At 39.4% G+C, this 25,017-nt stretch carries 21 protein-coding genes; 2 read left to right on the top strand and 19 right to left on the bottom strand.

Annotated features, from left to right (window positions below):
* Window positions 1–35 precede the first annotated feature (35 nt).
* The 8 genes from EL121_RS08795 to EL121_RS08760 all read right to left on the bottom strand — a co-directional run bounded on the left by EL121_RS08795 (window position 36) and on the right by EL121_RS08760 (window position 10,945).
* Window positions 36–2,825, bottom strand: a complete 2,790-nt coding sequence (locus tag EL121_RS08795; RefSeq protein ID WP_039196216.1) for a lactoferrin/transferrin family TonB-dependent receptor — start codon at window positions 2,823–2,825, stop codon at window positions 36–38.
* Between the two features lie 12 nt (window positions 2,826–2,837).
* Complete coding sequence (locus tag EL121_RS08790; RefSeq protein WP_039196214.1) at window positions 2,838–4,544, bottom strand: transferrin-binding protein-like solute binding protein; 1,707 nt, start codon at window positions 4,542–4,544, stop codon at window positions 2,838–2,840.
* Between the two features lie 216 nt (window positions 4,545–4,760).
* Window positions 4,761–5,942, bottom strand: coding sequence for an aspartate aminotransferase family protein (locus EL121_RS08785; protein WP_039196212.1), 1,182 nt, complete (start codon window positions 5,940–5,942; stop codon window positions 4,761–4,763).
* A 13-nt stretch (window positions 5,943–5,955) separates the two neighbouring features.
* Window positions 5,956–6,810, bottom strand: a complete 855-nt coding sequence (gene argB, locus EL121_RS08780; RefSeq protein WP_039196210.1) for an acetylglutamate kinase — start codon at window positions 6,808–6,810, stop codon at window positions 5,956–5,958.
* Between the two features lie 29 nt (window positions 6,811–6,839).
* Window positions 6,840–7,784: an N-acetyl-gamma-glutamyl-phosphate reductase gene (argC, locus tag EL121_RS08775; RefSeq protein WP_039196208.1), complete on the bottom strand. Its 945-nt coding sequence runs from the start codon at window positions 7,782–7,784 to the stop codon at window positions 6,840–6,842.
* 194 nt (window positions 7,785–7,978) lie between these two features.
* Entirely contained in the window at window positions 7,979–8,698 is a 720-nt protein-coding gene (deoD, locus tag EL121_RS08770) for a purine-nucleoside phosphorylase (protein WP_039196206.1), read from the bottom strand.
* A gap of 63 nt (window positions 8,699–8,761) precedes the next feature.
* Window positions 8,762–9,538 (bottom strand): deoxyribose-phosphate aldolase, encoded by a 777-nt coding sequence (gene deoC, locus EL121_RS08765; RefSeq protein WP_039196204.1) that lies wholly within the window; start codon window positions 9,536–9,538, stop codon window positions 8,762–8,764.
* Window positions 9,539–9,676: 138 nt separating this feature from the next.
* Window positions 9,677–10,945: a NupC/NupG family nucleoside CNT transporter gene (locus EL121_RS08760; RefSeq protein WP_039196202.1), complete on the bottom strand. Its 1,269-nt coding sequence runs from the start codon at window positions 10,943–10,945 to the stop codon at window positions 9,677–9,679.
* 331 nt (window positions 10,946–11,276) lie between these two features.
* Between EL121_RS08760 and msrA the strand changes: the two genes are divergently transcribed.
* The gene (msrA, locus tag EL121_RS08755) at window positions 11,277–11,783 is read left to right on the top strand and encodes a peptide-methionine (S)-S-oxide reductase MsrA (RefSeq protein WP_039196200.1); all 507 of its coding nucleotides are present in this window, start codon (window positions 11,277–11,279) and stop codon (window positions 11,781–11,783) included.
* 34 nt (window positions 11,784–11,817) lie between these two features.
* Here the strand turns inward: msrA and EL121_RS08750 are convergent, their stop codons facing one another.
* From EL121_RS08750 to EL121_RS08705, 10 genes are read right to left on the bottom strand one after another with little or no spacing between them, the layout of a single operon-like run.
* Window positions 11,818–12,618, bottom strand: coding sequence for a glycosyltransferase family 2 protein (locus EL121_RS08750; RefSeq protein WP_039196198.1), 801 nt, complete (start codon window positions 12,616–12,618; stop codon window positions 11,818–11,820).
* Window positions 12,618–13,499, bottom strand: coding sequence for a glycosyltransferase family 2 protein (locus EL121_RS08745; protein WP_039198938.1), 882 nt, complete (start codon window positions 13,497–13,499; stop codon window positions 12,618–12,620). The genes EL121_RS08750 and EL121_RS08745 overlap by 1 nt, the downstream gene beginning before the upstream one ends.
* Window positions 13,492–14,682 (bottom strand): hypothetical protein, encoded by a 1,191-nt coding sequence (locus EL121_RS08740; protein ID WP_039196197.1) that lies wholly within the window; start codon window positions 14,680–14,682, stop codon window positions 13,492–13,494. Before EL121_RS08740 ends, EL121_RS08745 begins: the two co-directional genes overlap by 8 nt.
* A 7-nt stretch (window positions 14,683–14,689) precedes the next feature.
* Complete coding sequence (locus tag EL121_RS08735; RefSeq protein ID WP_039196195.1) at window positions 14,690–15,460, bottom strand: glycosyltransferase family 25 protein; 771 nt, start codon at window positions 15,458–15,460, stop codon at window positions 14,690–14,692.
* A 3-nt stretch (window positions 15,461–15,463) separates the two neighbouring features.
* Window positions 15,464–16,393, bottom strand: a complete 930-nt coding sequence (locus EL121_RS08730; RefSeq protein ID WP_039196193.1) for a glycosyltransferase family 52 — start codon at window positions 16,391–16,393, stop codon at window positions 15,464–15,466.
* Window positions 16,393–17,601, bottom strand: a complete 1,209-nt coding sequence (locus EL121_RS08725) for an oligosaccharide flippase family protein (protein WP_039196191.1) — start codon at window positions 17,599–17,601, stop codon at window positions 16,393–16,395. The genes EL121_RS08730 and EL121_RS08725 overlap by 1 nt, the downstream gene beginning before the upstream one ends.
* A gap of 58 nt (window positions 17,602–17,659) precedes the next feature.
* Window positions 17,660–18,817, bottom strand: a complete 1,158-nt coding sequence (neuC, locus tag EL121_RS08720; protein ID WP_039196190.1) for a UDP-N-acetylglucosamine 2-epimerase — start codon at window positions 18,815–18,817, stop codon at window positions 17,660–17,662.
* Complete coding sequence (locus tag EL121_RS08715; RefSeq protein WP_039196187.1) at window positions 18,817–20,079, bottom strand: cytidylyltransferase domain-containing protein; 1,263 nt, start codon at window positions 20,077–20,079, stop codon at window positions 18,817–18,819. Before EL121_RS08715 ends, neuC begins: the two co-directional genes overlap by 1 nt.
* A 48-nt stretch (window positions 20,080–20,127) precedes the next feature.
* Window positions 20,128–21,165 (bottom strand): N-acetylneuraminate synthase, encoded by a 1,038-nt coding sequence (gene neuB / locus EL121_RS08710; protein WP_015674393.1) that lies wholly within the window; start codon window positions 21,163–21,165, stop codon window positions 20,128–20,130.
* Between the two features lie 27 nt (window positions 21,166–21,192).
* A complete protein-coding gene (locus EL121_RS08705) occupies window positions 21,193–21,825 on the bottom strand; it encodes an acetyltransferase (protein WP_039196184.1) in 633 nt (210 codons plus the stop codon).
* Between the two features lie 88 nt (window positions 21,826–21,913).
* Here EL121_RS08705 and EL121_RS08700 point away from each other — a divergent pair, with 88 nt between their 5' ends.
* The gene (locus tag EL121_RS08700) at window positions 21,914–22,657 is read left to right on the top strand and encodes a YdcF family protein (protein ID WP_039196182.1); all 744 of its coding nucleotides are present in this window, start codon (window positions 21,914–21,916) and stop codon (window positions 22,655–22,657) included.
* Between the two features lie 82 nt (window positions 22,658–22,739).
* On the opposite strand, the gene priA is transcribed toward EL121_RS08700, so the two are convergent.
* Window positions 22,740–24,956, bottom strand: coding sequence for a primosomal protein N' (gene priA / locus EL121_RS08695; RefSeq protein WP_414843481.1), 2,217 nt, complete (start codon window positions 24,954–24,956; stop codon window positions 22,740–22,742).
* Between the last annotated feature and the right edge of the window lie 61 nt (window positions 24,957–25,017).

Below are 25,017 nucleotides of genomic sequence, written 5' to 3'. Positions count from 1 at the left end.
AAGGCACTCTTTTGAGTGCCTTTTTCTTATTTGTGCTAGAACTTAGCTTCTAGGCTTAGAACATAATTTCTTCCCGGAGCGGCATAACTTGCATGCCCTCGATTGTATACCGGAATTACGCTGGTTACTGCCGTTTGACGAACTGCTTCCCAGGTACTGTATTTACGATTCATTAAGTTATAAATACCACCTCGAACGGTAAAATGTTTAGCGAATGTATAATACCCAATCACATCATAAATATACCAAGGGCGAGTGCGTTGATTTGTTACACCTTTTACTACATCGTCGGTGTAATAGGCCGTTCTACCGATTAATTCAGAGGCCTTTTTCGCTTTAGAGTAAGTCAGAATATAATTCATCCCCCATTTACCGTTTGGCTCATCATAACCTAAGCTAGCGACATAACGTTCCGGCTGTATCGCATCTAACACAGGGCTACGCACAAACACATAATTTGGTTTAGTATCTACGTTTTTCACTTTAATACGATTATAAGCAAGATTTGAATATAGACCGTCCGGCAACGCAGACCATATACCATGCCAATTTAATTTACCTAATAGGTTTACCCCATTAAGGTTAATCGATTGGAGGTTGTAAAATCCATGAATACCATCAAGCCCTTTTTCTTTTGCACTGACAATCAAATCTCTATAGCGGTTATCAAAATAACTCACTTCCAATACACCAAAATCACCGTTAAAAGCTACACCGACTTCTTGGTTAAGTGCCTTTTCCGAAGTTAATTTCTTCTTAAGCAATGCTCTACGCCAATATTTACTATCATTGGCTCCTGGAACACGGCGACCGAACATTTCATCAAATGACGGTACTCTAAAACCGTTTGAAACACGATAAGACAGTGCAATATGTTCTATCGGTCGCACAGTTAAACCGGTATTCCATGAAAAGTTTTTATGTTTACCTGCATCTATCCAATCATCATCCGATTTAAAGCGATGATAGTCATAACGTGCACCTAAACCTAAATCCAGTTTATCACCGATGAAAATACGATCCGATAAACCAATCGCATAATGCTGTCCTTTGGTAATATGTGCCGAACAATCGGTAAAATCTTTGCGTTTTTCATAATCCGTATCGGACTTACAATAACTATTGTGAACGACGATTGCTTGTCTTTTACCAATAATTCTCGGGTATTTATAAGTACCGCTATTGTAATAGCCGACATCTTTATCTCGATTTCCTACGTCATAATACGGATGTTCCGATCTATCCTCTTTAGAATAGACTAAATAAGTACGTTCGAATTGATCTCGCTTATGGTTAGAACGCATACGATCATAACTCATTGATAAATTAAATAAGTGTTGCGTTTTCCCGATTTCCAAATCCTTTTCAAAAGAAAGTTGGACTTGTTTATGACGTTCCTTATAAATATTACGTTCATAATTGGCATTAGAATCACGTTTATCCGGTGTTACCTTACAATTTTTATCGATATATGGATATCGACTGCAATTTAAATTATGCACCTTAGTCAATAAACGAATATCTTGTTGATCCAAATTGAGATTTAAGCGGTCAAAAATACCCTTATCGTTCTCAGATTTATATTGATAACCGACCCCTAAACGACGTTTAGTATGTCGTTCGTCAAAAAATCTTGCTTGGCTCCAATAAGCACTTTGTACTAAACTAGGATTAAGCGTATTTCCGTAACCAATCGCTTGAGTAGGATCATCCGGATAAAAGTTTCTACCGAATAACGAGTATGCTATCTCTGTTTTTCTAGGATCCAATTGTCCTTTACTATTTCGCTCTAAACCCGCATATTTCTCCTGCGTCATATCTTGTATATCATAACGTTGTTTAGTTTGCTCAAATACGGTGTTTACCGAATGTTTCGGTGAAAAATGGTAAGCTAATTTAAATAACCAAGAACCCGACTGATATTTCATTGGATTCGGTGGAATACGTCCGTCACCGGTATAATCTTTCGCATTAGTCGAATCTTTCACAACTTTCGCCCCTCGTACAATCGGACGCGGAACACAGCCGGGATTACTCCCCTGTCCGGTCGGACATTCGTCTTGAAAGACGAACCAGTTATCCCTTTGATTTTTATCTAAATTGAGATCCTTCGGTACAACGCGGTAGAAGGACTGCCTTACATTAGTGGCATCTTTATGGATTTCCGTTTCTTTGCCCTTTCGATGCGTATATTGCACCAGTGCTTCAAATCCACCGGAACGACCGGCAAAACTAAGCGATTCACTAAATTGCTTATTTTTACTCACATAAGCTGTTTTACTGTCTAATCCCCAATTTTGTCCTTCTTTGATAACATCATCCGGATTTTTAGTACGGAAACCGACAGCGCCACCTAAGGCACCGCTACCGTATTCTTGTGAGCTTGCTCCTTTACTAAATTCAATCGAACGAATATTTTCATATTCAATTTCATTAATTGCTCCACCTTGCGCAAGCGGTGAGATGCTTTTATAGGACTGAATTTGCGGTAATCCGTCCACCAGTAATGCCACACGGTTACGATCTACCCCTCGAATCGAATAACCGCTACTGGCTCCCCGTCCTTGCTCGACTACCGAAATTCCCGGATCATAACGAGTAAGCTCACGAATATTTTGTACCTGCTCTTTTTCAAGGTCTTTGCTATTTTTTGTAATCTTGCCTAAACCGGTAACCTCATTTTGTTGACGGTATGCCTCCTTTTTTGCCTTTACCGTTACTGTACCTAATTCTACACTCTCTTGCTTTGCATAAGCCTGTGTAGATAGTATAAAAAGGGCGGATTGAATTGCCACATAAGTTAAATTAAGGGTGAATTTTCTCACATTGCTCTCCTTTTATTTTTTCTCAATCTGACGTTTTAACCCAAACACCCCAGCAGCTTTATCTTGGCTATTTGTATTATTGATAAAGCTACCGCCAAGTTCTTGTGCATTAGCACCATAAAATGCACCTGAAGCTTTAGCGTCAATATGTAGCGTTTTCCCGTTTGCATTAAATCCTGCAGCAACCGTTTTAACTACACCGGAAAAGCCGTTTTGATCTATTTTTCCGTCATTAAAAAGTAAGACTGTAGGATTTTTCGTACCATCACCGAATCCCCCTTGCATTGTTTTTTGTGCAAAATCGACATAGAGTCTCGCAGTACGTTCCTCTGAAGGAGACCATTTTACGGAACCGTCTTGGCTAACTAACTGTCCCTGCCAACTTCCTTTATATTCAAACCCACCGGTTTTAGGAATCGCATTAACTGCTGTACGTTCTCCCGTTAAAAATAACTGTTCTGCTTGATTATCTATTTTATATAGACCAAATTTCGTATCTGCCAAGTTGTTACAACAAGCGGTTACTTTTACGGATTTATTTGCAATTTTATGTTCCATATTTGGGCTTAATAATGATATTACCTTGCCATCAACGACTAATTGAACAGCCTGACCAAATGTGTCCATTTCTGCCTGCTGCAAGTCACCTAAGCTAATTCGTCGAGCATCAAATTTAGTTTCCGTTGCTGCTTTTCCTTCCGCTTGTTTTGCTGCAAAAACAGCAAAGAGTGATTGGTCAGACGCTAAAAATTTTCCAGCTAACTCCTCCGCATTCGGTCCATAGAATCCGCCTTCTAAAGTATTTTTAGCATCTGCCCCGAAATAGGGTTCTTGTTTATTTGCTGCCGTTGCACTTCCTCGAAAACGGTTACCGTATAATTTGGCGGAAACATCATAGAGTTTCTCTTTTTTCGAAACTTCATCATCGCGATACGCAGGTTGATTAAAGAATAAACCGCCGGTAAGTTCTTTTTTACCAAAATCAACCGAGAATTCACTGCTATGCCCAACAGCACCTTTTTTAGGATCTTCATTCGCAGTTTTATTAAAAGAAGTAGCGCCATATCTATCGCCTAGCTGTGAAGCTTCGAATCCTTTCGCTGTACGTTTATTTACTGCATTAGTTGTAAAATCCCATGTCCCTACATAGTTTACAGTCTGACCGACCGGTAACGATTTTGAAGGATTTTCTCCTTTATAATAAACATAGCCGACATTACCAAAACGAACCGCATCAGATTCTCTAGCAAGTCCACCTTCAATCATTACCCAACCAGAACGAACAAATTGCATATCTCGTTTACGACTTTCTCTTTTTCCATCATGAGAATGGATTAAAGGTTCTCCAGAACTTTTCGCACCAGCATCATTTTTTATTTCTTCTTCATGTGGCAATGTATGAATACTGCCATTGATAGCACGAACTTTTTCAGGTGAAATATCCAATCTTTCTTCCAATTTAGTATCAGCTAACCCTGTTGCTCGTCTAGGAATCATGACTTCATAACCTAATGAAGGTTGCAACAATTCTGGTAGCTTCTCATAAGATTTCTCAGCCGTAATATCGTCACCATACTCAATTGGTTTAGCCTTTTTGGGCACATATTTCGGCACAACACTCTGGGTTGTATCTAAACCAAATCCGCCTTTATCACTAGAACAAGCCGAAATTAGAGTTGCGGTTACAATCAATGCAACTTGTGATTTTTTGAGCAACATTTTTTTCTCCTTTAAAAGATACAAATGAAAATAAGAACAATTATTATTTGTATTTTGATAATAACAATTTTTTATAATTTTTGTAAGAAAATTTACTAAGATATTTTGAAATAATTGAAAAAGCTGTAATTATCATCAATTAAAGGCGATATAAATAAAAAATCCCTTAAAAGTCATAAACTTAAAAGGGATTTATTTAAAAGCTAAGGAAAAAACTTATAGTGTCTCTAATACTTCTTTTAACACAGTAACACCTTGCATTATTTGTGTTTCTGAAATAATTAATGGTGGTAATAAGCGTAATTTGGTTTTCGCTGTGAGCGTTAATACGCCTTTTTCTATTGCTTTCGATACTACATCACCGGCTTTTACACCATCTTCAAACTCAATACCAAGCATTAAACCTAAGCCGGAAACCGATTTTACTTTTGGTAAGCTAAGTAATGCTGCGCGTAATTTTTCGCCTTTAGCCGTAACATCGGCAAGGAATTTTTCATCCATTTTGGCTAACACCGCATTCGCCGCCGCACAACAAACCGGGTTCGCACCAAAGGTTGAACCGTGATCACTTTTACCCAATGTATTTTGGCATTTTTCACCCAGTATAAAAGCACCGATCGGTAAACCGCCACCTAAACCTTTGGCAAGCGTGATAATATCCGGCTGTAAGCCGAAATGTTGATAAGCAAACAATTTTCCGGTGCGTCCGATACCGGTTTGTACTTCATCAATAATAAAAATAATATCTTTTGCCTGGCAAATTGCTTGTACGCCTTGTAAATATTCGGCATCTAATGCACAAACACCACCTTCACCTTGCACCACTTCTAAAATCACCGCACACACATCATTTTGTTCAAGGCGTGCGAGTAAAGCATCTAAATCGTTAGCCGGCGTATGTTCAAAACCTTGTGTAAATGGGAAAAAGTGTTGATGAAACACATCTTGTCCTGTTGCTGCAAGGGTTGAGATCGTACGTCCGTGAAATGAATTGACTAAACTGAGTACGGTCGCTCTGCCTTTACCATATTTGTCATGGCTATATTTACGCGCGGTTTTAATTGCCCCTTCATTCGCTTCCGCACCCGAATTGCAAAAAAATACGCGTTTTAGACCGCTTGCTTCAACCAAACTTTTAGCGAGTAAACCCGACGGCTCGGTAAAGAATAAATTTGAAGTATGTTGTAATTTACCCGCCTGAGTGGTTACCGCCGCCAACCAACTGTCATCCGCCCAACCAAGACTGTTTGTCCCGATACCGCTGGTAAAATCTAAATATTGATTGCCTTCAAAATCCCATACGTCACAACCTTTCCCGTATGATAGTGCGAGATTAAACCTGCCGTAAGTTTGAGCAATATAATCTGTATCTAATTGTTTGATGTCGTTGCTATTCATCTTGTCTTCCTAATTATTTTTTATAAAAAAGCGTGCCGTTTTTACCGCCGAATAATGAGACTAAAATGGCATGCGGTACTCGTCCGTCAATGATATTCGCTTCAATGCCGCCTGCATTAATAAAATCGGTACAACAGGCGATTTTCGGAATCATACCACCGGCAATAATGCCTTGATCAATTAAGTCTTGTACTTCACTTACTTCAACTTCAGGAACCAACGTACTTTCATCAAAACGATCACGTAATAAGCCAGCAATGTCCGTCATACTAACGAGTTTCGCTGCGCCTAATGCCATTGCAATTTCACTCGCCGCCGTATCCGCATTGATATTGTAAGCTACACCTTGCTCATCTACGCCAACCGTAGAAATCACCGGAATTAAATTTGCATTTAACGCAAGCTCCAATAATTGAGTATTTACCTTAACAATCTCACCGACAAAGCCGTAATCCACCTCAGCCTGTAATTTTTCACATTGCAGCATATTTGCGTCAATACCGCATAAACCGACACCTTTGCCTTTTAATAACGCTACCAAACTTTTATTCACTTTACCGGCGAGCATTTGTAATACCACATTAATCGTATCTTGGTCAGTTACACGCAAACCATTGATAAATTGCGGCTCTTTGCCCAATAATTTAACCCCTTGTGAAATTTCCGGCCCACCACCATGCACCAATACCACTTTCACACCTAATTGGTTCAGCAATAAAATGTCCTGCATCACCAATTTTTTAAGATCTTCATTGATCATCGCATTACCGCCGTATTTCACCACAATAATTTTTTCTTGAAACGGAGCAAGATAAGCGGTCGCTTTTTCTAAAAGATTTGCAAAATTTTCAACTTCGTTTTGTAACATATTAAACCCCAAATAATTTCTCACGATGGCTAAACTTCTAATCCGGCAGTTTCTTCACGACCTAACATAATATTCATACATTGCACTGCAGCGCCGGATGCGCCTTTACCTAAATTATCAAAACGTGCGCACAATAACAGCTGTGTTTCATTGCCGTAAATAAAAATTTCAAGGCTATCTTTACCGCTAAATTCATTCGCCGCTAACATTCCGTCTTCGGGTAAAGTGCAGGCAGGATGAACCTTAATTAAGGTAGAGTTCCGGTAATAGTCACTGAATAAATTTGCAATTTTTTCGGCAGAATTGACCGCTTGTGAAAGGGCTGAAACAGGGAGCGGCACAGTCACCAACATTCCGCTGTAATAGTCGGCAACCACCGGTGTGAAAATAGGAGGATGGTTTGAACCGGTAAGCGCTTGCATTTCCGGTAAATGTTTATGTTTGAGAGCGAGTCCATAAACACGAGGGGCATTAAATTTTTGTTCACGATCTTGGTTTTGATATTCAGCTATCATCGATTTACCGCCGCCGGAATAGCCAGTGAGAGAATGGCAAGAAAGTGGATAATCGGCACTTAAAGCACCTTTTTCAATAAGAGGGCGAATTAACGCAATGTAACCTGTAGCATGGCAACCTGGTACGGCAACGCGATTCGCATTTTGAATTTTTTCAAACTGTCCAGAAAGCTCAGCAAAGCCATAAGTCCAATCTGGATTCACACGATGAGCGGTTGAAGTATCACAAATTCTTGCATTTGCCGGGGCGAGTGCCACTAATTCTTTAGAAGCTTCGTCTGGTAAACAAAGAAAAGTCAGATCCGCTTCCGCTACCTTTGCTACCCTTGCATTAAGATCTTTACGTAATTCTTCCGGCAGGCTTAATAGCTCGATATCTTCCGCACTAGCAAGACGATCAAAAATACGTAAACCGGTTGTACCGACTGCTCCGTCCACAAAAATTTTATATTTACTCATCATAAATCCTTATTACTGTCAAAACGTTGAGCATCTTACTCTTATTCAAGTAGAATTTCAAATACAAAACAGAATAAAAATTCATTAAAAATGAATAAACATTCAATTAATTTTAACATTGCCTATCACATATAAAAAATCCTCCGAGATTTTCACCTCGAAGGATTTGCAAAATAATTCGGAAAATTGACCGCTTATTCCGCTTGGTCACCGATTAATACAGATTCTAATGCAATCGTGATCATGTCATTAAAAGTTAATTGACGTTCTTCTGATGAAGTTTGTTCGCCGGTACGGATATGGTCTGAAACCGTACAAATTGCTAACGCTTTCGCACCGTATTCTGCCGCAACAGCATAAATACCAGCTGCTTCCATTTCTACACCTAAAATGCCGTATTTTTCCATAACGTCAAACATTTCCACATCCGGTGTATAGAATAAATCTGCTGAGAATAAGTTACCAACACGTACTGCAACACCTTTTTCTTTTGCTGCTTGTACTGCTGCTAGTGTCATATCAAAGTCAGAAATTGCCGCAAAATCGTTATCACGGAAACGAATACGATTTACTTTTGAGTCTGTACAAGCACCTGTACCGATAATTACATCACGAACTTTTACATCTTGACGTACTGCACCACATGAACCTACACGGATGATTTTTTTCACACCGTATTCTGTAATCAGTTCTTTTGCATAAATTGAGCAAGAAGGAATACCCATACCGTGACCCATCACCGAAATACGACGACCTTTATAAGTACCGGTATAACCGAACATATTACGAACGTCCGTTACTTGTTCCGCATTCTCTAAGAATGTTTCTGCGATGTATTTAGCACGAAGTGGATCGCCCGGCATAATTACTACATCTGCAAATGCACCTGCTGGCGCGTTAATATGTGGAGTCATTGTTAATTTCCTCTATTGTTGCTATTTTGTGTGTAAAAAATTAATAAATTTAAAGCGCTTATCTTAGTAGCCGCTTACTTCTTGATTTGCTTGTCCATTTAAAGCCGCTAACAAGTTTGTTAATAAACTTGAAGCACCGAAACGGAAGTGATCCGCATTCACCCAATCTTTTCCAAGAATGTCTTGTGCAAGCGCTAAATATTGCTCCGCTTCTTCCGCTGTTTTCACGCCGCCCGCCGCTTTAAAGCCGACTTTATCCGCTACGTTTAAATCACGAATGGTTTCTAACATAATGCGTGCTGATTCTAAAGTTGCGTTTACCGGTACTTTACCTGTTGAGGTTTTAATAAAATCCGCACCTGCTTTAATTGAAATCTCACTTGCTTTACGAATTAATTCAGTGGTTTTTAGTTCGCCGGTTTCAATGATCACTTTCAATAATACGTTTGATGCTTGGCAAACCGCCTTACATTGTTGAACCAGCTCAAAACCAATTTGCTCATTACCTGCCATTAATGCTTTGTAAGGGAACACCACATCCACTTCATCGGCACCATAAGCCACAGCAGCTTTGGTCTCCGCAACTGCGATTTCAATATCATCATTACCATGCGGGAAATTAGTTACCGTGGCAATTTTAACTTGCTCCGTACCTTGTGCTTTTAGCGCTTTACGAGCAACCGGCACAAAACGCGGATAAACACATACTGCTGCCGGTGTACCGAATTCCGTCTTACCTTGCTGACAAAGAGAAATTACTTTCTCATCCGTGTCATTGTCATTCAATGTAGTTAAATCCATTAAGGATAAAGCGATTTTTGCCGAATCTTTTAAACTCATACGAGCCTCCGTTTTACTTTTGTAAAAATATAGAAAAATTAGACCGCTTAGTCTTACAGACCATACGCAAACGTTTACCTAACCTTAAAACAACAACACCACTGTTTCCAGTGGTGTCATTTACTTAAGTGATAACGCTTACATTACCGCTCCGCCGATACCGATAAATAAACCGGCAATCGCTGCACTCATTAAGTTAGAGAGTGTACCTGCAATGACTGCTTTAACCCCCATACGAGCAACATCACCACGACGGCTTGGTGCCATACCACCTAAACCACCGATTAAGATTGCGATTGAGCTTAAGTTTGCAAAACCGCATAGTGAGAAGGTGATAATTGCAATCGTTTTCGGACTTAATGCAACAGCTGCTTCCGGTTTTAAGTAATTCACGAAATCAGCATAAGCTACGAATTCATTTAAAATTAATTTCTGACCGATTAATGAACCTGCAACTTGAGATTCTGCACCCCAAGGTACACCGATTAACCATGCTAAAGGTTGGAACACATAACCGAACAGTGATTGTAATGTCACGTTTTCATAACCGATAAGTGAAGAAACTCCACCGATAAAGCCGTTAAGCATTGCAATTAATGCGATAAATGCTAACAACATTGCACCTACGTTCATTGCTAATTGCATACCTGAGAATGCACCGACCGCAGCCGCTTCAATTACATTAGAAGGTTTTTCTTCAATATCATCATCACTTAATTCATCTTTAAATTGTTCTGATTGCGGATGAAGAATTTTAGCGAATAATAACCCGCCCGGAGCCGCCATAAATGATGCCGCAATTAAATACGGAAGTGGCACGCCCATACCTGCATAACCAATCATTACCGCACCGGCAACCGAAGCTAAACCACCACACATTACGGCAAATAACTCAGAGTTAGTCATTGATTTAATGTAAGGTTTTACTAAAAGAGGTGCTTCTGTTTGACCAACAAAGATATTTGCCGCCGCAGACATTGATTCTGATTTTGATGTACCTAATACTTTTTGTAACGCACCACCAAGGATACGAATAACAATCTGCATAATACCTAAATAGTAAAGTACAGAAATGAGAGATGAGAAGAAAATAATTGGAGGAAGAACTTTTAATGCGAAAACGAAACCGCCGCCGCCAAATACTTCAAACATTTTATCGCTTACTAAGCCACCAAATAAGAAGCTGATACCATCGTTACCATAACTAATAACTTTACTTACACCTTCCGCTGCCGCTAATAAGCCTTTACGACCCGTTTCCCAATAAAGGATTACCGCACCAATCCCAACTTGTAGAATTAATGCACCTAATACTGTACGAAAACTAATTGCCTTACGGTTATTTGATAATGCAAACGCAATAAGCAGGAGTACAACAATACCTAAGATACTATTTAACGCACCCATTTGAAAAAAACCTCAAAAAGTAAAAGGAATGAAAACATCATTTTAAAAGAAAATGACATGTAAAAAAGTTCCGCCACTATACCTTTTTTTACACAAAAAATCTCTAAAATTTTATTGTTAAACACACGAGATTTTAAATTTGAGAAGTAAATCACGTTACGTTTCCTGACTAAGAAGTATTTAGGTTCTTTATAAATACGTTTTTTCTCATTGAAAAGACCTTTGACTCAATAGAAATTCACACCTTGTACTCCCCAATAAATCACTATATGCTATGAATACTTAATACAAGCGGTTAAATTCCGTGAAAATTTTACAAGCAGGAGAAAATATGGCGAACATTCGAGAAATTTATTTGGCGGGCGGGTGCTTTTGGGGCACGGAAGCATTTATGCAACGCATTAATGGCGTGATTGATGCACAATCAGGTTATGCAAACGGCAATACTGAAAATCCGACTTATCAAGAAGTTTGTGCCGGTAGCGGTCACGCTGAAGTGGTTAAAGTGACTTACGATGCGGATAAAATCAGCTTGGCAAAATTACTAGATTACTATTTTAAAGTAATTGATCCGGTAAGTGTGAATCAACAAGGTGAAGATAAAGGGATTCAATATCGTACCGGGATTTATTATGTTGATCCGCAAGATATTCCGGTTATCAATCAAGCACTTGCCGATTTACAAGCACAATATGCAGAGCCACTTGCGGTAGAAAATACCAAACTTGAACATTATTTCCCAGCGGAAGAATATCATCAAGATTATTTAGATAAGAACCCGAACGGTTATTGCCATATTGATTTACAATTAATGAATGAGATTCTACGTAATCAATAAAAAATTAAGGCGTATCATTCGATACGCCTTTTACTTATTTACGAGTTAAGCTGTAAATTGCTTTTAATGCGCCAAGCGGTAAAATTCTCGGTAGACCTCGCATTAAGAAGATTGCGAATCCGGTTAACGGATCGTGAATTTTACATTCATTTTTTAGCTTCATTAAACGCCATTCACTTTTAAAATAATTCCAACCGTGTCGGCGGCTTACCATGCCGTTGCCTACTCGAGCATATACTAATAAATCGGCTAAGTTCGCCACGTTATTGCCGTTTGCCACCATTTTTACCCAAAGATTATAGTCTTCTTGTAAATCTTGATAGCCACCGCAGGCTTGTACTGCCGACTTTTTATAAGCAACTGTCATATGATTAAACGGGCAACGCAAGCGGGTAAATTTGACGATTTCTTCCGCTTTGGTCGGTACATTTCGATAAGCAACAATATCCTGAATATTCTCACCAAATTCGGCAATTTGCCCGCCAAAGATAATCGTACCCGGATTTTGTTTGATAAAAGCCACTTGTTTTTCAAAACGTTCCGGTAAGCAAATATCATCGGTATCCATACGGAAAACCCATTCGTGCGAACAATAATTCAAACCGTCATTAAGCGTTTTACCTAAGCCACGATTTTGCTCAAAACGCACCGCTTTGATCGGCAATTGTTGCTCATACTCCACCACAATTGCATCCAGTTCCGGTGTAACTTTACCGTCAAATAACACCACGATTTCATCTGCCGGTCGAGTTTGCGCTTTTAAGCTTTCAAAACATTCTCTTAAAAACTGCGGACTTTCTTTGAAATACAAAGACATTAAAACAGAGAACTTCATTAAATAAACCTTTTCATATTAATTGCCAATTTTGGCGAGATAAACGTAACTATTGCGATAATTAAATGTTTCAAGCTGTAACTACGTGTGAACATTTGCCAATAATAACTTGCCGCTTGGCGGGAAAGATTCATCGCACAAGGGTAAGATAAAATATACAGCGAATTCATATCAAAATTTGCTGCTTGCGCATCCGTTTTCACATATTTTTGGCGAATTGCAACTAATGCCAATTCGGTATTCGTCGTATTAGTCGAAACACTGGAACGCTTAGTGTGGAAACCACAAATACTGAGAGGTTGCTCCACAAAGACCGGCGCAAAGTTTGAGCTAGAGACTAATTTCAGCACAAACTCATAATCTTCCAACGACTTTAAATCCGTTGCTAAACCGCCCAATTCAAAAAAGAACGATTTTTTGATACCAAACATCGGCATTCCACCAATTTTATTGGCAAGCAACATTGCATCTAAATTCAACTTTTCCGGAGGAAACGGTTTGGTTACATAACTGAATCCCTCATTTACCATCACACACTCGGCCGGATGATAGACAAAATTCGCTTGAGGGTGTTGTGCCAGAACTTGAGCAAGTACTTCACATTTTTGCGAAGCAAAACGATCATCATCGTCAAGGAATAGCAACCATTCATAATTGGCTTGTTCCGCCCCAACATTACGGCTACCGGCCGCCCCTTTATTCGTCTCATTACGAATTACTGTGACCGGAAATGCAAAATTTTGCTCAATAACGACCGCTTGTGTAGAGCAATCGTCCACGATAATCACTTCAAAATTCTTTTTCGTCTGCTGCTCAAGACTAGCTAGCAATGCCGGAATTTCATTCGCACGATTATAAGACGGCACAATAATACTAAACATTTTTTCCATCTTTTCTTTTTAACAATACAATCTGTTTACCTTTATCGCCAAAGAGCGATAAAAACATAAGTAGCACTAACATAATGCCCGGATAAGCATAAGTGTCAGCTTTAATATTTAAAACACTCAGAATAAACAGTGTAGAAAGCGTAAATTTCCAGCTTCCATCAAACCAGTTATCCGCAATACGTTTTACAAAATAAGCGGTAAAGGCAAAACAAACCAATACATAGCCGAGTCCACCATATAATGTTTGGCGAATAAAACCTGAATCCGAGCCGCCATAATAATGTAACTCTGGCGTATAGTAATAGCCGTCCCCCATTAAAATCTGCTTAATTTCCGGTAAAAATAAATGTTTATTCATCAAAGTATCGGTCGAAGAACTTACTCGATCCGCGCCTGATAAAATATTAATCACCGGTTCTAAGGCGTGTGCAACATAAGGATGTTCAGGCAAATAAATCGCTAATCCCAATACAATTGCAACAAAGAGCAACAGGTAAGGGACGTAACGCCATTTAAAATAGAGCAATATACTTAGCACGGAAAATGTAAAAAATGTCCGTCCGGAGATCACCCCGATAAATAAGATCAATAACACGAAAACACCGTGCATATTATTGTGTTTCGCATTGTATGCCAACATAAAATTAAGCAGCATCAAATAAAAAGCGCTTAATTGGAAAAAGGCAGCGGAAGTAATGTTATACAGACGATATTCTTGCTCTGAGCCTCTAAATTTAGGTAAAAATAAACTCATATTTGTACCCAAGGCAATGTCCGAAAAAATAGCGATTCCGGTTAAGCCCAAAATACCAATAAGCGCTTGTGTACCAATCCCCCATTTTAGATCGTTAACCAGTTGATTCTGCTTATCGGCACGGCTATAAAACAGATTATAAATCACAATCCCGAAACCAAATAAAATCAAGGTTTTCGAATACATAATCAATACGGAAAAATCTTTCGTGCCGTTAATCAGAAGAGGCACTGCCGATAATGCTATTAATGCAAAAATCACCGCAACACTATCAACCGGTACTCGAATACCGTCAATTCGTTTTTGGTACCAACGATAAGCAAGTAATACACAAGAAAATGCCCCAGCCACGAATGCCATTCGAATAAAGTGCATTACCCATGGGTCATAGATATAAAACAAATTAATTAATGCGCTCATATTTTCTCTAGTTAAAAGCGTTACGTTTAATTGCTAATAATTTTTTCAGCGGATATTTTAAAATTTTCTTAAAAGTAGCTTGCTGTTGCGAAGCTCTTGCGCCTTCCAAATTACTGGTTAAGACCGGATTTTCAATTGCCATTAAAGGGCGAACCACTAAGATATCCAATCCCCATTGCTGCTCAAATAAAATAAAATCATCCGCTAACCAAAACGGTAATGCTCCCGTTGTTAAAAATTTTCTAGCACTGGATTTTTTGATTAAATAAGCAACCGTACCCGCATAATAATTTCTATAAGGATACGCCACACGATAAGCCGTATTATCAATTGGCTTCATTTGTTGCTTAAAGGTAGTTGGAAATTCAATTTCCAACAATGGATCTTCAAAACTTAAAATTTTAGATTGCCCAATTAATACGATATCCGCCGTTAAATCCTGTCGAACCAAATTATCTAGCGTGGATTGGAAATCTTGATTAAAAAGTGCATCATCTTCACATACCAAACAATATTCTTGTTCGGCAATGCTTTCATCATTAATGATTTGTTGGTACACGCCCAAGTGACTAAATGTACAGCCCACTTCACCCTTTGTTGCTTTACGCTGATAGCGTTGCTCAAATTTGGTTAAATCATATTTTTGTGCAAGTTCTTGCCATTCGACCGACATCGTATTGATAGCATCAAATACTTGAAAATCCACCGTATCCGGTTGAGAGAAAAACAGTTCACGGCGTGCGCTATCTTTTGCTAAAGAAATTAAATATTTTTTCATTTTTTAAATATCAACAATATTAATGCCAACTTGTTCAAACAAATTATAACAAGCCAAATACACCGGATTATTTAATTGAGGTCGAATTGAAACCACTTCAATATTCGGATGATTCATTACGTTCAATACCGCACCGCTAAAATAAGTATATATAATATATTTTTGTTCGTTCGCTGCTTGGTAAATATAATCTTCAAAAATTAAATCCGTATTAATATATTCAACCTCAGTCAAACGATAGCGTTCTCGAGGATGGGGTAAATACGCCGTAATTCCAAATTGTTGAATAACTCGCTCTGCCAACGCAATATTTTCCTTGGCATCATCAAAAAGCGGCTGGCCAAGTAATAACTTAATTGGTTCGTGCTGACAAGCGGTCTGATTTGGCGTTAATTTTGCAAAAGAAACCGCTTCAACATTCTCAATAATGTTCGGTAAATTCGGATATATCGTATAATGTTTACTCGATAATGCTCTTAAGGTTTGAGTGCTATAGCGATTTCCTAATAAACAATTCACCATTTTACGCTTTAATGTTTTCGGCGAATCTTGATAATAAATACTATTCGGTACGATATTTGCCGTACCGTCATCAAATGTATGTAGCTGCTTAAAACTCACCGTACTGCAAATCAATTGAACGAATTGATCATCAATACTTGCTACAAATAATTTTTCAACATTGAAATGTTTTACTTTTCGCTTGGCACGTAATAACGCCATTAATAAGCTCAATTTGCCGGACTTTGGATAGCTAAATAAGAAGGCTTCTTTGCAAAGCTTGCTAAATCGCTCCCAATAATTCTGAAACTTATGATTATTATAAGATTCAAATGTAAACATGATGCCGAAAAATTCCTGTTCCGGGTATTTCTGCATAATTTTTTCCGCCACAAGCACTTGTAAAGGTGTATGGCAAATAATTAAATTCATTAAGTTTCCGTTCTCACTCTTTTAGTCATGCTATATAAAATTGGCAGTAAACTTGCTCCGCCAATAATACTCGCATAAGGCACATACTCAATTTTGGTCTTCGCTAACAATAATAAACTGATGACATACACTACGGTAGATAATACCGAAGAAAATGAAATAATCTTATTTTTTCCGTAATAAAACAAATAATTTACCAAAATAAAATAGGGAATAGTTAACGAAGTTGATAATAAAAATAAGATAATAAAATACTTCGTGCCAATAAATTGATTCCCTAACAGCCAAACTACCACTGATTCAGGGATCATCCACATAACTAATGAAGGAATCGGCACAAATAATAACGAATAAGCCGCCCATTTATGCACTTTATTCAGCGTAATTGTTTTTTGTTTTAATCCCTCATAAAAATAAGGAAGAGTCGCTTTATTTAATGCCTGCAATAAAATCATTAAAATTGCGGCAATTTGCGCCCCCATTGCATAAAGCCCTAAATCAATTTGGCTAAATTGATGGAAAATAAAAATTCTGTCCAACTGCCCTTTTAAATAAAAGCTTGCTTGATGTAACAACAGCGGCACACCAAACCCTAATAAATACATTAACCCAAGCTTATGCTGATGCAAACTGAAGCGTCTGTTGCGGGTAATTTTTCTGGAATACAGAAAGTACGCTAAACAGAATACAATCAAATTACCAAACAAAATCGCTAAAATGCGTTTTTCCACCAGGTCCGTTTGATAAAACTCCAACATCGCCACTGTCAGAATTACAGAAACAAAACTCGTCAGTGATTGAATAACCATATACGGAATCGCTTGTTTTTGGCATTGGCGGACACTCAACTGCACCGCTAAAAACGATTGAAACACCGCAGAGATCGCCAAATAAGCAATGATTTCGGCCTTAAAGTACCAACAAACTGCCAAAATAATCGAGCCGACCAATATAGTATAGGCGTATCCGGTTGAGACAACCAAATTCAGCGAACGTTTTCCATAAAAATAAAAATAACGCGCTACCGCACCTTCTTGGCTTAACCCAACTAAAATCAGGAAAAGAACAAGGTAGGTCTGATAATACGACAATTCGCCATAACCCTGAACCCCTAGCTTACGAGATAAATAAGGCAATAGCAAAAAAGGAACGGCTTTTGAAATCAACTCACCGCCAAGGTAAATAACACTATCTTTTACAGCTTTCATAGTTTGCAAAAAAATAAAGAAAATTAACCGCTTGTAAGGCAAACAAGCGGTTCAATTTTTAAGGAAGATCGTAAAAAGCTTTCGGTCGATCTTTTTCAACGTCATTCAAAAAGTGTTTAATCACTTTATAAGCTTTTTCCATCGCATTTTCTTGATAATACGGATTTGTCATCTGCGGTAAACGCTGCTGAAAATCCGCTGAGATTAATTGCTCAATACCTGCTTTAATCGCTTCGGTGGTCGTTTCCACGTCAATCACCGTTTCGCCACGTACACGTCCTTGCTGACGGTTGCCGATATTCACCGTGCCAACACCACAACTTGGTGCTTCCAATAAACCAGACGAGCTATTACCAATTAAGCCTTTCGAATATTTAATCAATGCTAAATATTCTTCCGGTTTCACCGAAGTGAAGAAACAATAACCGTTCTGAGCAGTATAAGCTTGGAAACGGTTAAAGATTTGATCCGCACTGGTGTCCGAATTTGAGCCGATAAACACAAATTGATAACGGTCTTTAAACTGATCTAACGCAGCTAACAATTGATCCACTTGTTCTAACACCGGTTGCTCGGTGAGCGTTTCCGGATGAAATACAACCATAAAATAATCACTGTCTGGAATCTGGCGGGTTTCAATTAATTGCGCTCGGCTTGGTAAGCTGAGCAATAAGCTGTTTTCTGCGCCTAATGAACCTACGTTATGTACATATTTCGGATCTTCACCCAGCTGAATCACACGCTTTTTATATTCTTCGGTCGCAGTTAAATGCAGCTTTGACATTTTGGTAATGCAATGACGAATAAATTCATCATAATTACCAAGTGTCTGTTCACCGCCGTGTAAATGAATCAACGGAATATTGTGCATTGCCGCCGCCGTTGCCACCGCAAGCATTTCATAACGATCACCTAATACCATCACTGCATCATATTTGTGTTGCTGAAAATGCGCCCCGAAATGATCTAAACATTCCGCCATCGAATGAATGATGGTTTGGTTATTTTCTGCATTCAGTGTAAGTGGAATACGTGCGGCGATTTCAAAGCCATCTTGTTCAATAACCGTCACCGTATTGCCGTACTGGGCATCTAGGTGCATTGCAGTCACCACCAATGAAAAATCCAATGCCGGATCTTCATTTAATTTTTTTAGTAGGCGTTTTACGATGCCGTACTCGGCTCTCGAACCTGTTATATACGCAATTCGTTTCATTACTTAATCTCTTGTTCCAAAATAGCGGTCAATTTTTCATAGCCTTTTGCGTTTAAGTGTAGACCGTCTGTGGTAAATGCCATCGCAAGTTTGCCGTATTGGTCACAAAATGCTTGGTATAAATCTACCCAAATCACATCGGTTAATGACGCTTTTAGTAATTGATTCAGTGCGATAATTTTCTCGTTATTACGTTCCGCTCTAAAAGCAACCGGAGTAATTTCTAAAAAGTAAAGATTGATATCCGAACGAATCGCTTTGAGTTTAGCAATCAAATCTTGAATGGCACGACAAATAGACTCATTCGTCTCACCATGGCGAGTCAAATCATTTGTGCCTAACATCACGATAACATCGTTACCTAATGTTTTAATTAAGCCTTTATCAATAATTTCAGCCAAATATTCTTTCGCAGAGATACCGGAAAACCCGAGGTTACACACGCTTTTGCTATTTAGCGATTGAAGCTGCCACTGATCTAAAATCGAATGTCCGACTAAAGTAATGTCTGTATTTTGTGTAAAGAGTTCTTTTTTACTTAGAATACGAATACGGATGCGCTCCAACTGCAATTTTTCTTGCTGGCGTTGTTGCATAATGAAGTAGAAATATTCGAAGTCTTTACGATCGTCAATATCAATAGAAACATCCTTATCCATAAAATAAGCCAATGATTTCGCACCATAGAAATGTTTCTGCTCAAGATAAGCGGTCGGTTTTGCAATAAAAATTGCACCGTTCGGCGAATATTCCGGATGATATTGCTGACGAGCGTAATTGGAATAATCCAATTGGAAATGTTTCAGACTTTCGTCTTCTTCAATCGGGCGAGTTAATGTGGTCGGCTTGTGCGCATCAGAGACCGACACACAAAAATCGAAATGTTCAAACTGCGCTTCAAACTTGGCACACGCTTCTTGAATATGCTGTGCGGTACGAAGCGGCGAGGTCGGTTGCAATAACACGAAATAATCAAACACGGTCGATTGATATTGTTGTAGCACGTCTTCGATAACCACAAATGAGCTGGCTTTATCGCCGGCTAAATGCGGCGCACGTTTGATAAATTCAATCGGATAATGTGCAAGCAAATCAATATATTCTTGCGAGTCTGTACTCACAATAATTTTTTCAAATTCGCCAGACTCAATCGCCGCTTCAATCGAATACGCCATTAACGGTTTACCTTCGACCAATAACACATTTTTATTCGGCAACCCTTTTGAACCGGAACGTGCTGTGATAATTGCAATTTTTTTCATAAATTTGACCGCTTATAAGCTAAAAATGCCCCCAAATGGGGGCGAGAATTACATTTGGTTTTCAAAACGACTGTCGGCAATCAGCTGATCTTCTTCAAAATCCTGTTCCGCTTCTTTACCTAATACCTCATACCAGAACATTGGGCTAATACCGTTGCCCGGGCGTTTGGTGGTAATGTTATCGGTGGTAAAAATTTCACCTTTTTTGATTGGGCGAGCGGCAATAATTGATTTACGCGCCACGATTTTGTTTTTCGCTTCCGAATTGGTCACGATTTTTTCTGAAGAGCCGAGCGATTTTTCTACCGCACGAATGCCTTCACATAATAATTTTAATTCTTCCGGCGTGACCGAAGCTTTATGGTCCGGGCCTTCAAAGTTTTTATCTAACGTAAAATGTTTCTCAATGAAAGTAATACCGTAAGGCACTGCCGCAAGACCGGCAAAGTAGCCTGCAGAATGGTCTGAGAAACCTAAACTGTATTCGCCGAATTCCTGTTTTAATTGATGGAATGCATTTAAGTTCACATCTTCGTAAGGGGTCGGATATTCGGTATTGCAGTGTAAAATGGTGATGTCTTTTTTCGCCATCCCATTATCTTCCAAGACTTTAAGCGATTGTTTAGTCTCTTCAATCGTTGCCATACCGGTTGAAATCACAATAGTTTTACCTTCAATCGGTAAACGTGCAATTTTTTCTAAATACGGCAAGTTGGTTAATTCACCTGATGGAATTTTCCACACTTTTTGCTGCTGGCCGGCTAAGAAATCAATCGATTCAAAATCGAACGGTGTTGAAAACACTTCTAAACCTAATGAACGTGCGTAAGCTTCTAATTTCACAAATTCATCATAAGGTAATTCCAGTTTACGGGTCATCTCTAATTGAGAATCCGCTGTACCGGTCGTGACTTTTTGATATTCCGCTTTTGGCGCATATTTTGAAATTAATTTATCCGCTTTGAAGGTTTGGAATTTTACCGCATCCACGCCACATTCTTTCGCCACATCCACCATTTTTTTCGCTAACGCTGGGTCACCATTATGGTTACAACCGATTTCCGCCACGATAAATACTTTACTCATTTAATTTGCTTCCTATAGAGACTTTTCTTAATGATTATGTTCTTTAATAAATTTAGCTGGTACGCCCGCCACCACAGTACGAGGTTCGACATTACGAATCACCACCGCACCGGAAGCTACCATCGCTTTTTCACCGATACGTAGCTGACCATTCACCACGGACGAGCTGCCGACAAAAGCGAAATCTTCGACAATCACATCACCGTTTAGTGTCGTATTGGTGGAAATATTGCAGTGATTGCCGATAAAACAACCATGTTCAACTAAAGCTTTGGTGTTGATCACCACGTTATCACCGACCGTTACCCCCGCATTCACGATTGCCATCTTACCGACAAATACACCTTTCCCCAGTTGAGAACGGTTGGACACAATTGCGGTTTTATCAATCACATTGACAATTTCACAACCTAACTGAGTTAACGCTAAAAATTTTTCAAATCGATGCTCGTTATTGCCAATACTAACGAAATAGCAATATTGATCTCGCTGTTCAAACTCTTGAATCGTGTGCGCCAGAATCGGATAGCCCAAGTGCGAACAACCGGTCGGTTTGAAATTATCAATAAACCCACAGAATTCGAGCTGTTGCTCATCTAACGAGTCCAAAACAGACTTGGCATAACCGCCGGCACCTATTAGTACAATTTTTTTTCTCATCGTATCTTTCACTTAAAGAGAAATAGAATGTGCATTTTAGCAATAAATCGTAGAAAATACGCAAAATATTTATCTATCGGGAGCAACAATGTTTTTTCTAACCAAACTGCTGACATCAATTATCTTACCGCCGTTTAGCATTGCGCTACTTTGGATCCTTTCTCTGATACTCGCACGTTTTCACTACAAAAAATTAAGCCGTTTCCTAGCCGCATTCGGCATTATCGTCTTGTATCTGATCAGCACTCCTCTTGTTGCAACCAAGCTCAGTGATTCATTAGTGACAAATGATAATTTAACCCTTGATGATTACCGAACTGCGCAAGCAATCGTGGTATTAAGCGGCGGTATGCGAGACAGCCAAGAATTATTCGGCAACATTGCTACCGGCGATTCCACCCTTGATCGTATGCGTTATGGGGCTTTTTTAACTAAAGAAACATCACTACCGATTTTAGTGACCGGAAGCAGTCCGAACGGCAATTCCGAAGCAGCAATGATGGCAAAAGAATTTGAACAATTCTTCCAAGTAAAAGCAAAATGGTTGGAAGAAAAAGCGAAAACCACCAAAGAAAATGCGCAATTTTCTCGTGAAATGTTAGCTAAAGAAGGCATCAATAAAATTGTCTTGGTCACCAATCAATGGCATATGAAACGCGCCAAAATGTTGTTTGAAAAACAAGGTTTTGAAGTGCTGCCGGCGAGTACCGGCGCAGGAGTCACACCGGAAGATTACTACAATTATTTCTATTATCTTCCGCAAGCCGGAGCATTGAGCAGTGTGATGATTTCACTAAAAGAATGGATGGGCTATCTAAAAGAATCCCTTTAGCCTTACATCACAAGCGGTCTGATTTTCGTTATTTTTTGCAAAAAACGAGGAAAATCAGACCGCTTATCGTATGAATCCGCTGTTAGCCGATTTCTTGCGGATCGATATCTAAGGTTAAACGAATATTATTTTGTAAGCCTAAATTGGCTTTATCCAAATCAAATTGATCGATCAACTGTTGTAATACGCCTCTTGAGCGATGCTGAATTAATAACAGCCAGCGATAATGCCCTGCTTTTTTTGCCATCGGTGCGGAAAAAGGCGGTAGAAGCTGGATATCCTGCAAACCGAGTTCCGTACATTTTTGCTGAAAATAAGCGGTCAAATTTTGCAAAAGATTTACCACTTGTTGATTGTCTTTACCGGTTGCCCGTAACAACACTTGCGCAGCAAACGGCGGCAAGCCCATCACTTTACGCATTTTTAACGCTTCTTGTGCAAACGCCAAATACCCTTGTTCTAACAAAGTCTTGAGCAACGGATGTTCCGGATAATGCGTTTGTAACACCACTTCGCCCTGCTTTTCCGCCCGTCCGGCACGTCCTGCTACTTGCACATAAAGCTGTGCCAAACGTTCTTCCGCACGGAAGTCGGTCGAAAACAGTGCCGAATCTACATTCACAATCGCTACCAATGTAACATTTGGAAAATGATGTCCTTTCGCTAACATTTGCGTACCAATCAAAATTTGGCTTTTGCCTTCTCGGATATCGTTTAAGTGATTTTCCAACGCCCCTTTACGAGCAGTGGAATCTCGGTCGATACGGCTAATTTGGTAAGTTGGGAACTGCTCACTTAGTACTTGCTCCAACTGCTCCGTCCCCACTCCGGTCGTAATCAGATTGGTTGAGCCACAATGTCCACACTGGCGAGGAATCACTCGCTGCGAAGAACAATGATGACAACGCAAGATTTTTTGTTTCTGATGATAAGTGTAAGGCTTTTCACAAGCGTTACATTCACACATCCAGCCACACTCATGGCAGAGCAAAACCGGCGCAAAGCCACGACGATTTAAAAACAACATTACCTGATTGCCTTGCTCCAAATGCTGTTTCATCATCGCTAATAAGCGGTCGGAAAGTCCGGCGGTAATACGCTGTGTTTTTAAATCAATCAGTTGCTGTTTCGCCTGTTGAGCATTACCAGCACGGGCAGTTAAAGATAGTTCGATAAACTTGCCGTTTTGAGCATTCTGCACGCTTTCTAAGCTTGGGGTTGCAGATCCTAAAATGATCGGAATATGTAAATTTTTTGCCCGTAAAATTGCCAAATCTCTTGCGTGATAACGCCAGCCGTCTTGTTGTTTGAAAGAACTATCGTGTTCTTCATCAATAATGATTAAACCCAATTTCTCAAACTGGCTGAACAATGCCGAACGCGTGCCAATCACAATCGCACTTTCACCGTTTTTTGCTCGCAACCAAGCATTCAAGCGTTCGGTTTCATTCATATTCGAATGTAGTACATCAATTTCAACATTAAAACGCGCTTTAAATCGTTGTACCGTTTGCGGGGTCAGTCCGATTTCCGGCACTAACACCAACACTTGTTCGCCTCGCTTTAACACCTCTTCAATCACTTGCAGATACACTTCAGTTTTACCCGAGCCGGTCACACCGTTTAATAAAAAGGTTTCAAAGCCGTTTTGTACCGTTAAACGGCTAACGACCAAGGTTTGCTGTTTATTTAATACCAGTCGATTCTGCAAGTTTACAAGCGGTCGATTTTGCAATTTTTTTTGCCAATGTTGCGGCTCAAACGGCACATTAACCGGTTCGATATAGTTTTTTTCCAATAGCCCTTTCCAAGCCGATTGGCTACAAGCGGTCGGTTTTTCAAAAAAATTTGCAGTTTCTGCCAGTTCCGCCAGTAAATCTTGTTGTTTTTTTGCCCGTTTATTCTCACCCGAGAGCAATGCCGCACGTCCGGCTTCGGTAACCGCAAAGTAATCTGGCTGCGATCTCTCGGTGCTATCACCATTGCGCAATTTCACCGGCAAAGCATTGATCGCCACTTCACCGATAGGGGCGTGATAATAACGAGCCGCCCAACGGATCAATGCCCAAATTTCCTCGTCAAAAATCGGTTCTAAATCTAATACCGCTTTAATCGGTTTGATCTTATCTTCGGAAACATCGCTTGTTTTAGGGAAATCCACCACCACGCCGATTTTCGTTTGATTACCGAAAGGCACTTCAACACGCACGCCTTTAACTGCCGACAAAAACGGCGGCAGCAAATAATCAAAATAACGATGTAACGGCACAGGCAATGCCACTCTAACTAGCTTCGACATAATCTATAAAAATGAAAGGACAATAGCTTATTATCTATTGTCCTATGAGGTTTTGCAAAAA

This window comes from Actinobacillus equuli (assembly GCF_900636745.1).
GTDB classification, from domain to species: domain Bacteria; phylum Pseudomonadota; class Gammaproteobacteria; order Enterobacterales; family Pasteurellaceae; genus Actinobacillus; species Actinobacillus equuli.
This window is presented reverse-complemented; position numbering and strand designations above follow the sequence as displayed.

Coding starts and splice junctions, on each gene's coding strand:
- EL121_RS08790 (WP_039196214.1), bottom strand. CDS start 4,544: ATGTTGCTCAAAAAATCACAAGTTGCATTGATTGTAACCGCAACTCTA.
- EL121_RS08785 (WP_039196212.1), bottom strand. CDS start 5,942: ATGAATAGCAACGACATCAAACAATTAGATACAGATTATATTGCTCAA.
- argB (WP_039196210.1), bottom strand. CDS start 6,810: ATGTTACAAAACGAAGTTGAAAATTTTGCAAATCTTTTAGAAAAAGCG.
- argC (WP_039196208.1), bottom strand. CDS start 7,784: ATGAGTAAATATAAAATTTTTGTGGACGGAGCAGTCGGTACAACCGGT.
- deoD (WP_039196206.1), bottom strand. CDS start 8,698: ATGACTCCACATATTAACGCGCCAGCAGGTGCATTTGCAGATGTAGTA.
- deoC (WP_039196204.1), bottom strand. CDS start 9,538: ATGAGTTTAAAAGATTCGGCAAAAATCGCTTTATCCTTAATGGATTTA.
- EL121_RS08760 (WP_039196202.1), bottom strand. CDS start 10,945: ATGGGTGCGTTAAATAGTATCTTAGGTATTGTTGTACTCCTGCTTATT.
- msrA (WP_039196200.1), top strand. CDS start 11,277: ATGGCGAACATTCGAGAAATTTATTTGGCGGGCGGGTGCTTTTGGGGC.
- EL121_RS08750 (WP_039196198.1), bottom strand. CDS start 12,618: ATGAAGTTCTCTGTTTTAATGTCTTTGTATTTCAAAGAAAGTCCGCAG.
- EL121_RS08745 (WP_039198938.1), bottom strand. CDS start 13,499: ATGTTTAGTATTATTGTGCCGTCTTATAATCGTGCGAATGAAATTCCG.
- EL121_RS08740 (WP_039196197.1), bottom strand. CDS start 14,682: ATGAGCGCATTAATTAATTTGTTTTATATCTATGACCCATGGGTAATG.
- EL121_RS08735 (WP_039196195.1), bottom strand. CDS start 15,460: ATGAAAAAATATTTAATTTCTTTAGCAAAAGATAGCGCACGCCGTGAA.
- EL121_RS08730 (WP_039196193.1), bottom strand. CDS start 16,393: ATGAATTTAATTATTTGCCATACACCTTTACAAGTGCTTGTGGCGGAA.
- EL121_RS08725 (WP_039196191.1), bottom strand. CDS start 17,601: ATGAAAGCTGTAAAAGATAGTGTTATTTACCTTGGCGGTGAGTTGATT.
- neuC (WP_039196190.1), bottom strand. CDS start 18,817: ATGAAACGAATTGCGTATATAACAGGTTCGAGAGCCGAGTACGGCATC.
- EL121_RS08715 (WP_039196187.1), bottom strand. CDS start 20,079: ATGAAAAAAATTGCAATTATCACAGCACGTTCCGGTTCAAAAGGGTTG.
- neuB (WP_015674393.1), bottom strand. CDS start 21,165: ATGAGTAAAGTATTTATCGTGGCGGAAATCGGTTGTAACCATAATGGT.
- EL121_RS08705 (WP_039196184.1), bottom strand. CDS start 21,825: ATGAGAAAAAAAATTGTACTAATAGGTGCCGGCGGTTATGCCAAGTCT.
- EL121_RS08700 (WP_039196182.1), top strand. CDS start 21,914: ATGTTTTTTCTAACCAAACTGCTGACATCAATTATCTTACCGCCGTTT.
- priA (WP_414843481.1), bottom strand. CDS start 24,956: ATGTCGAAGCTAGTTAGAGTGGCATTGCCTGTGCCGTTACATCGTTAT.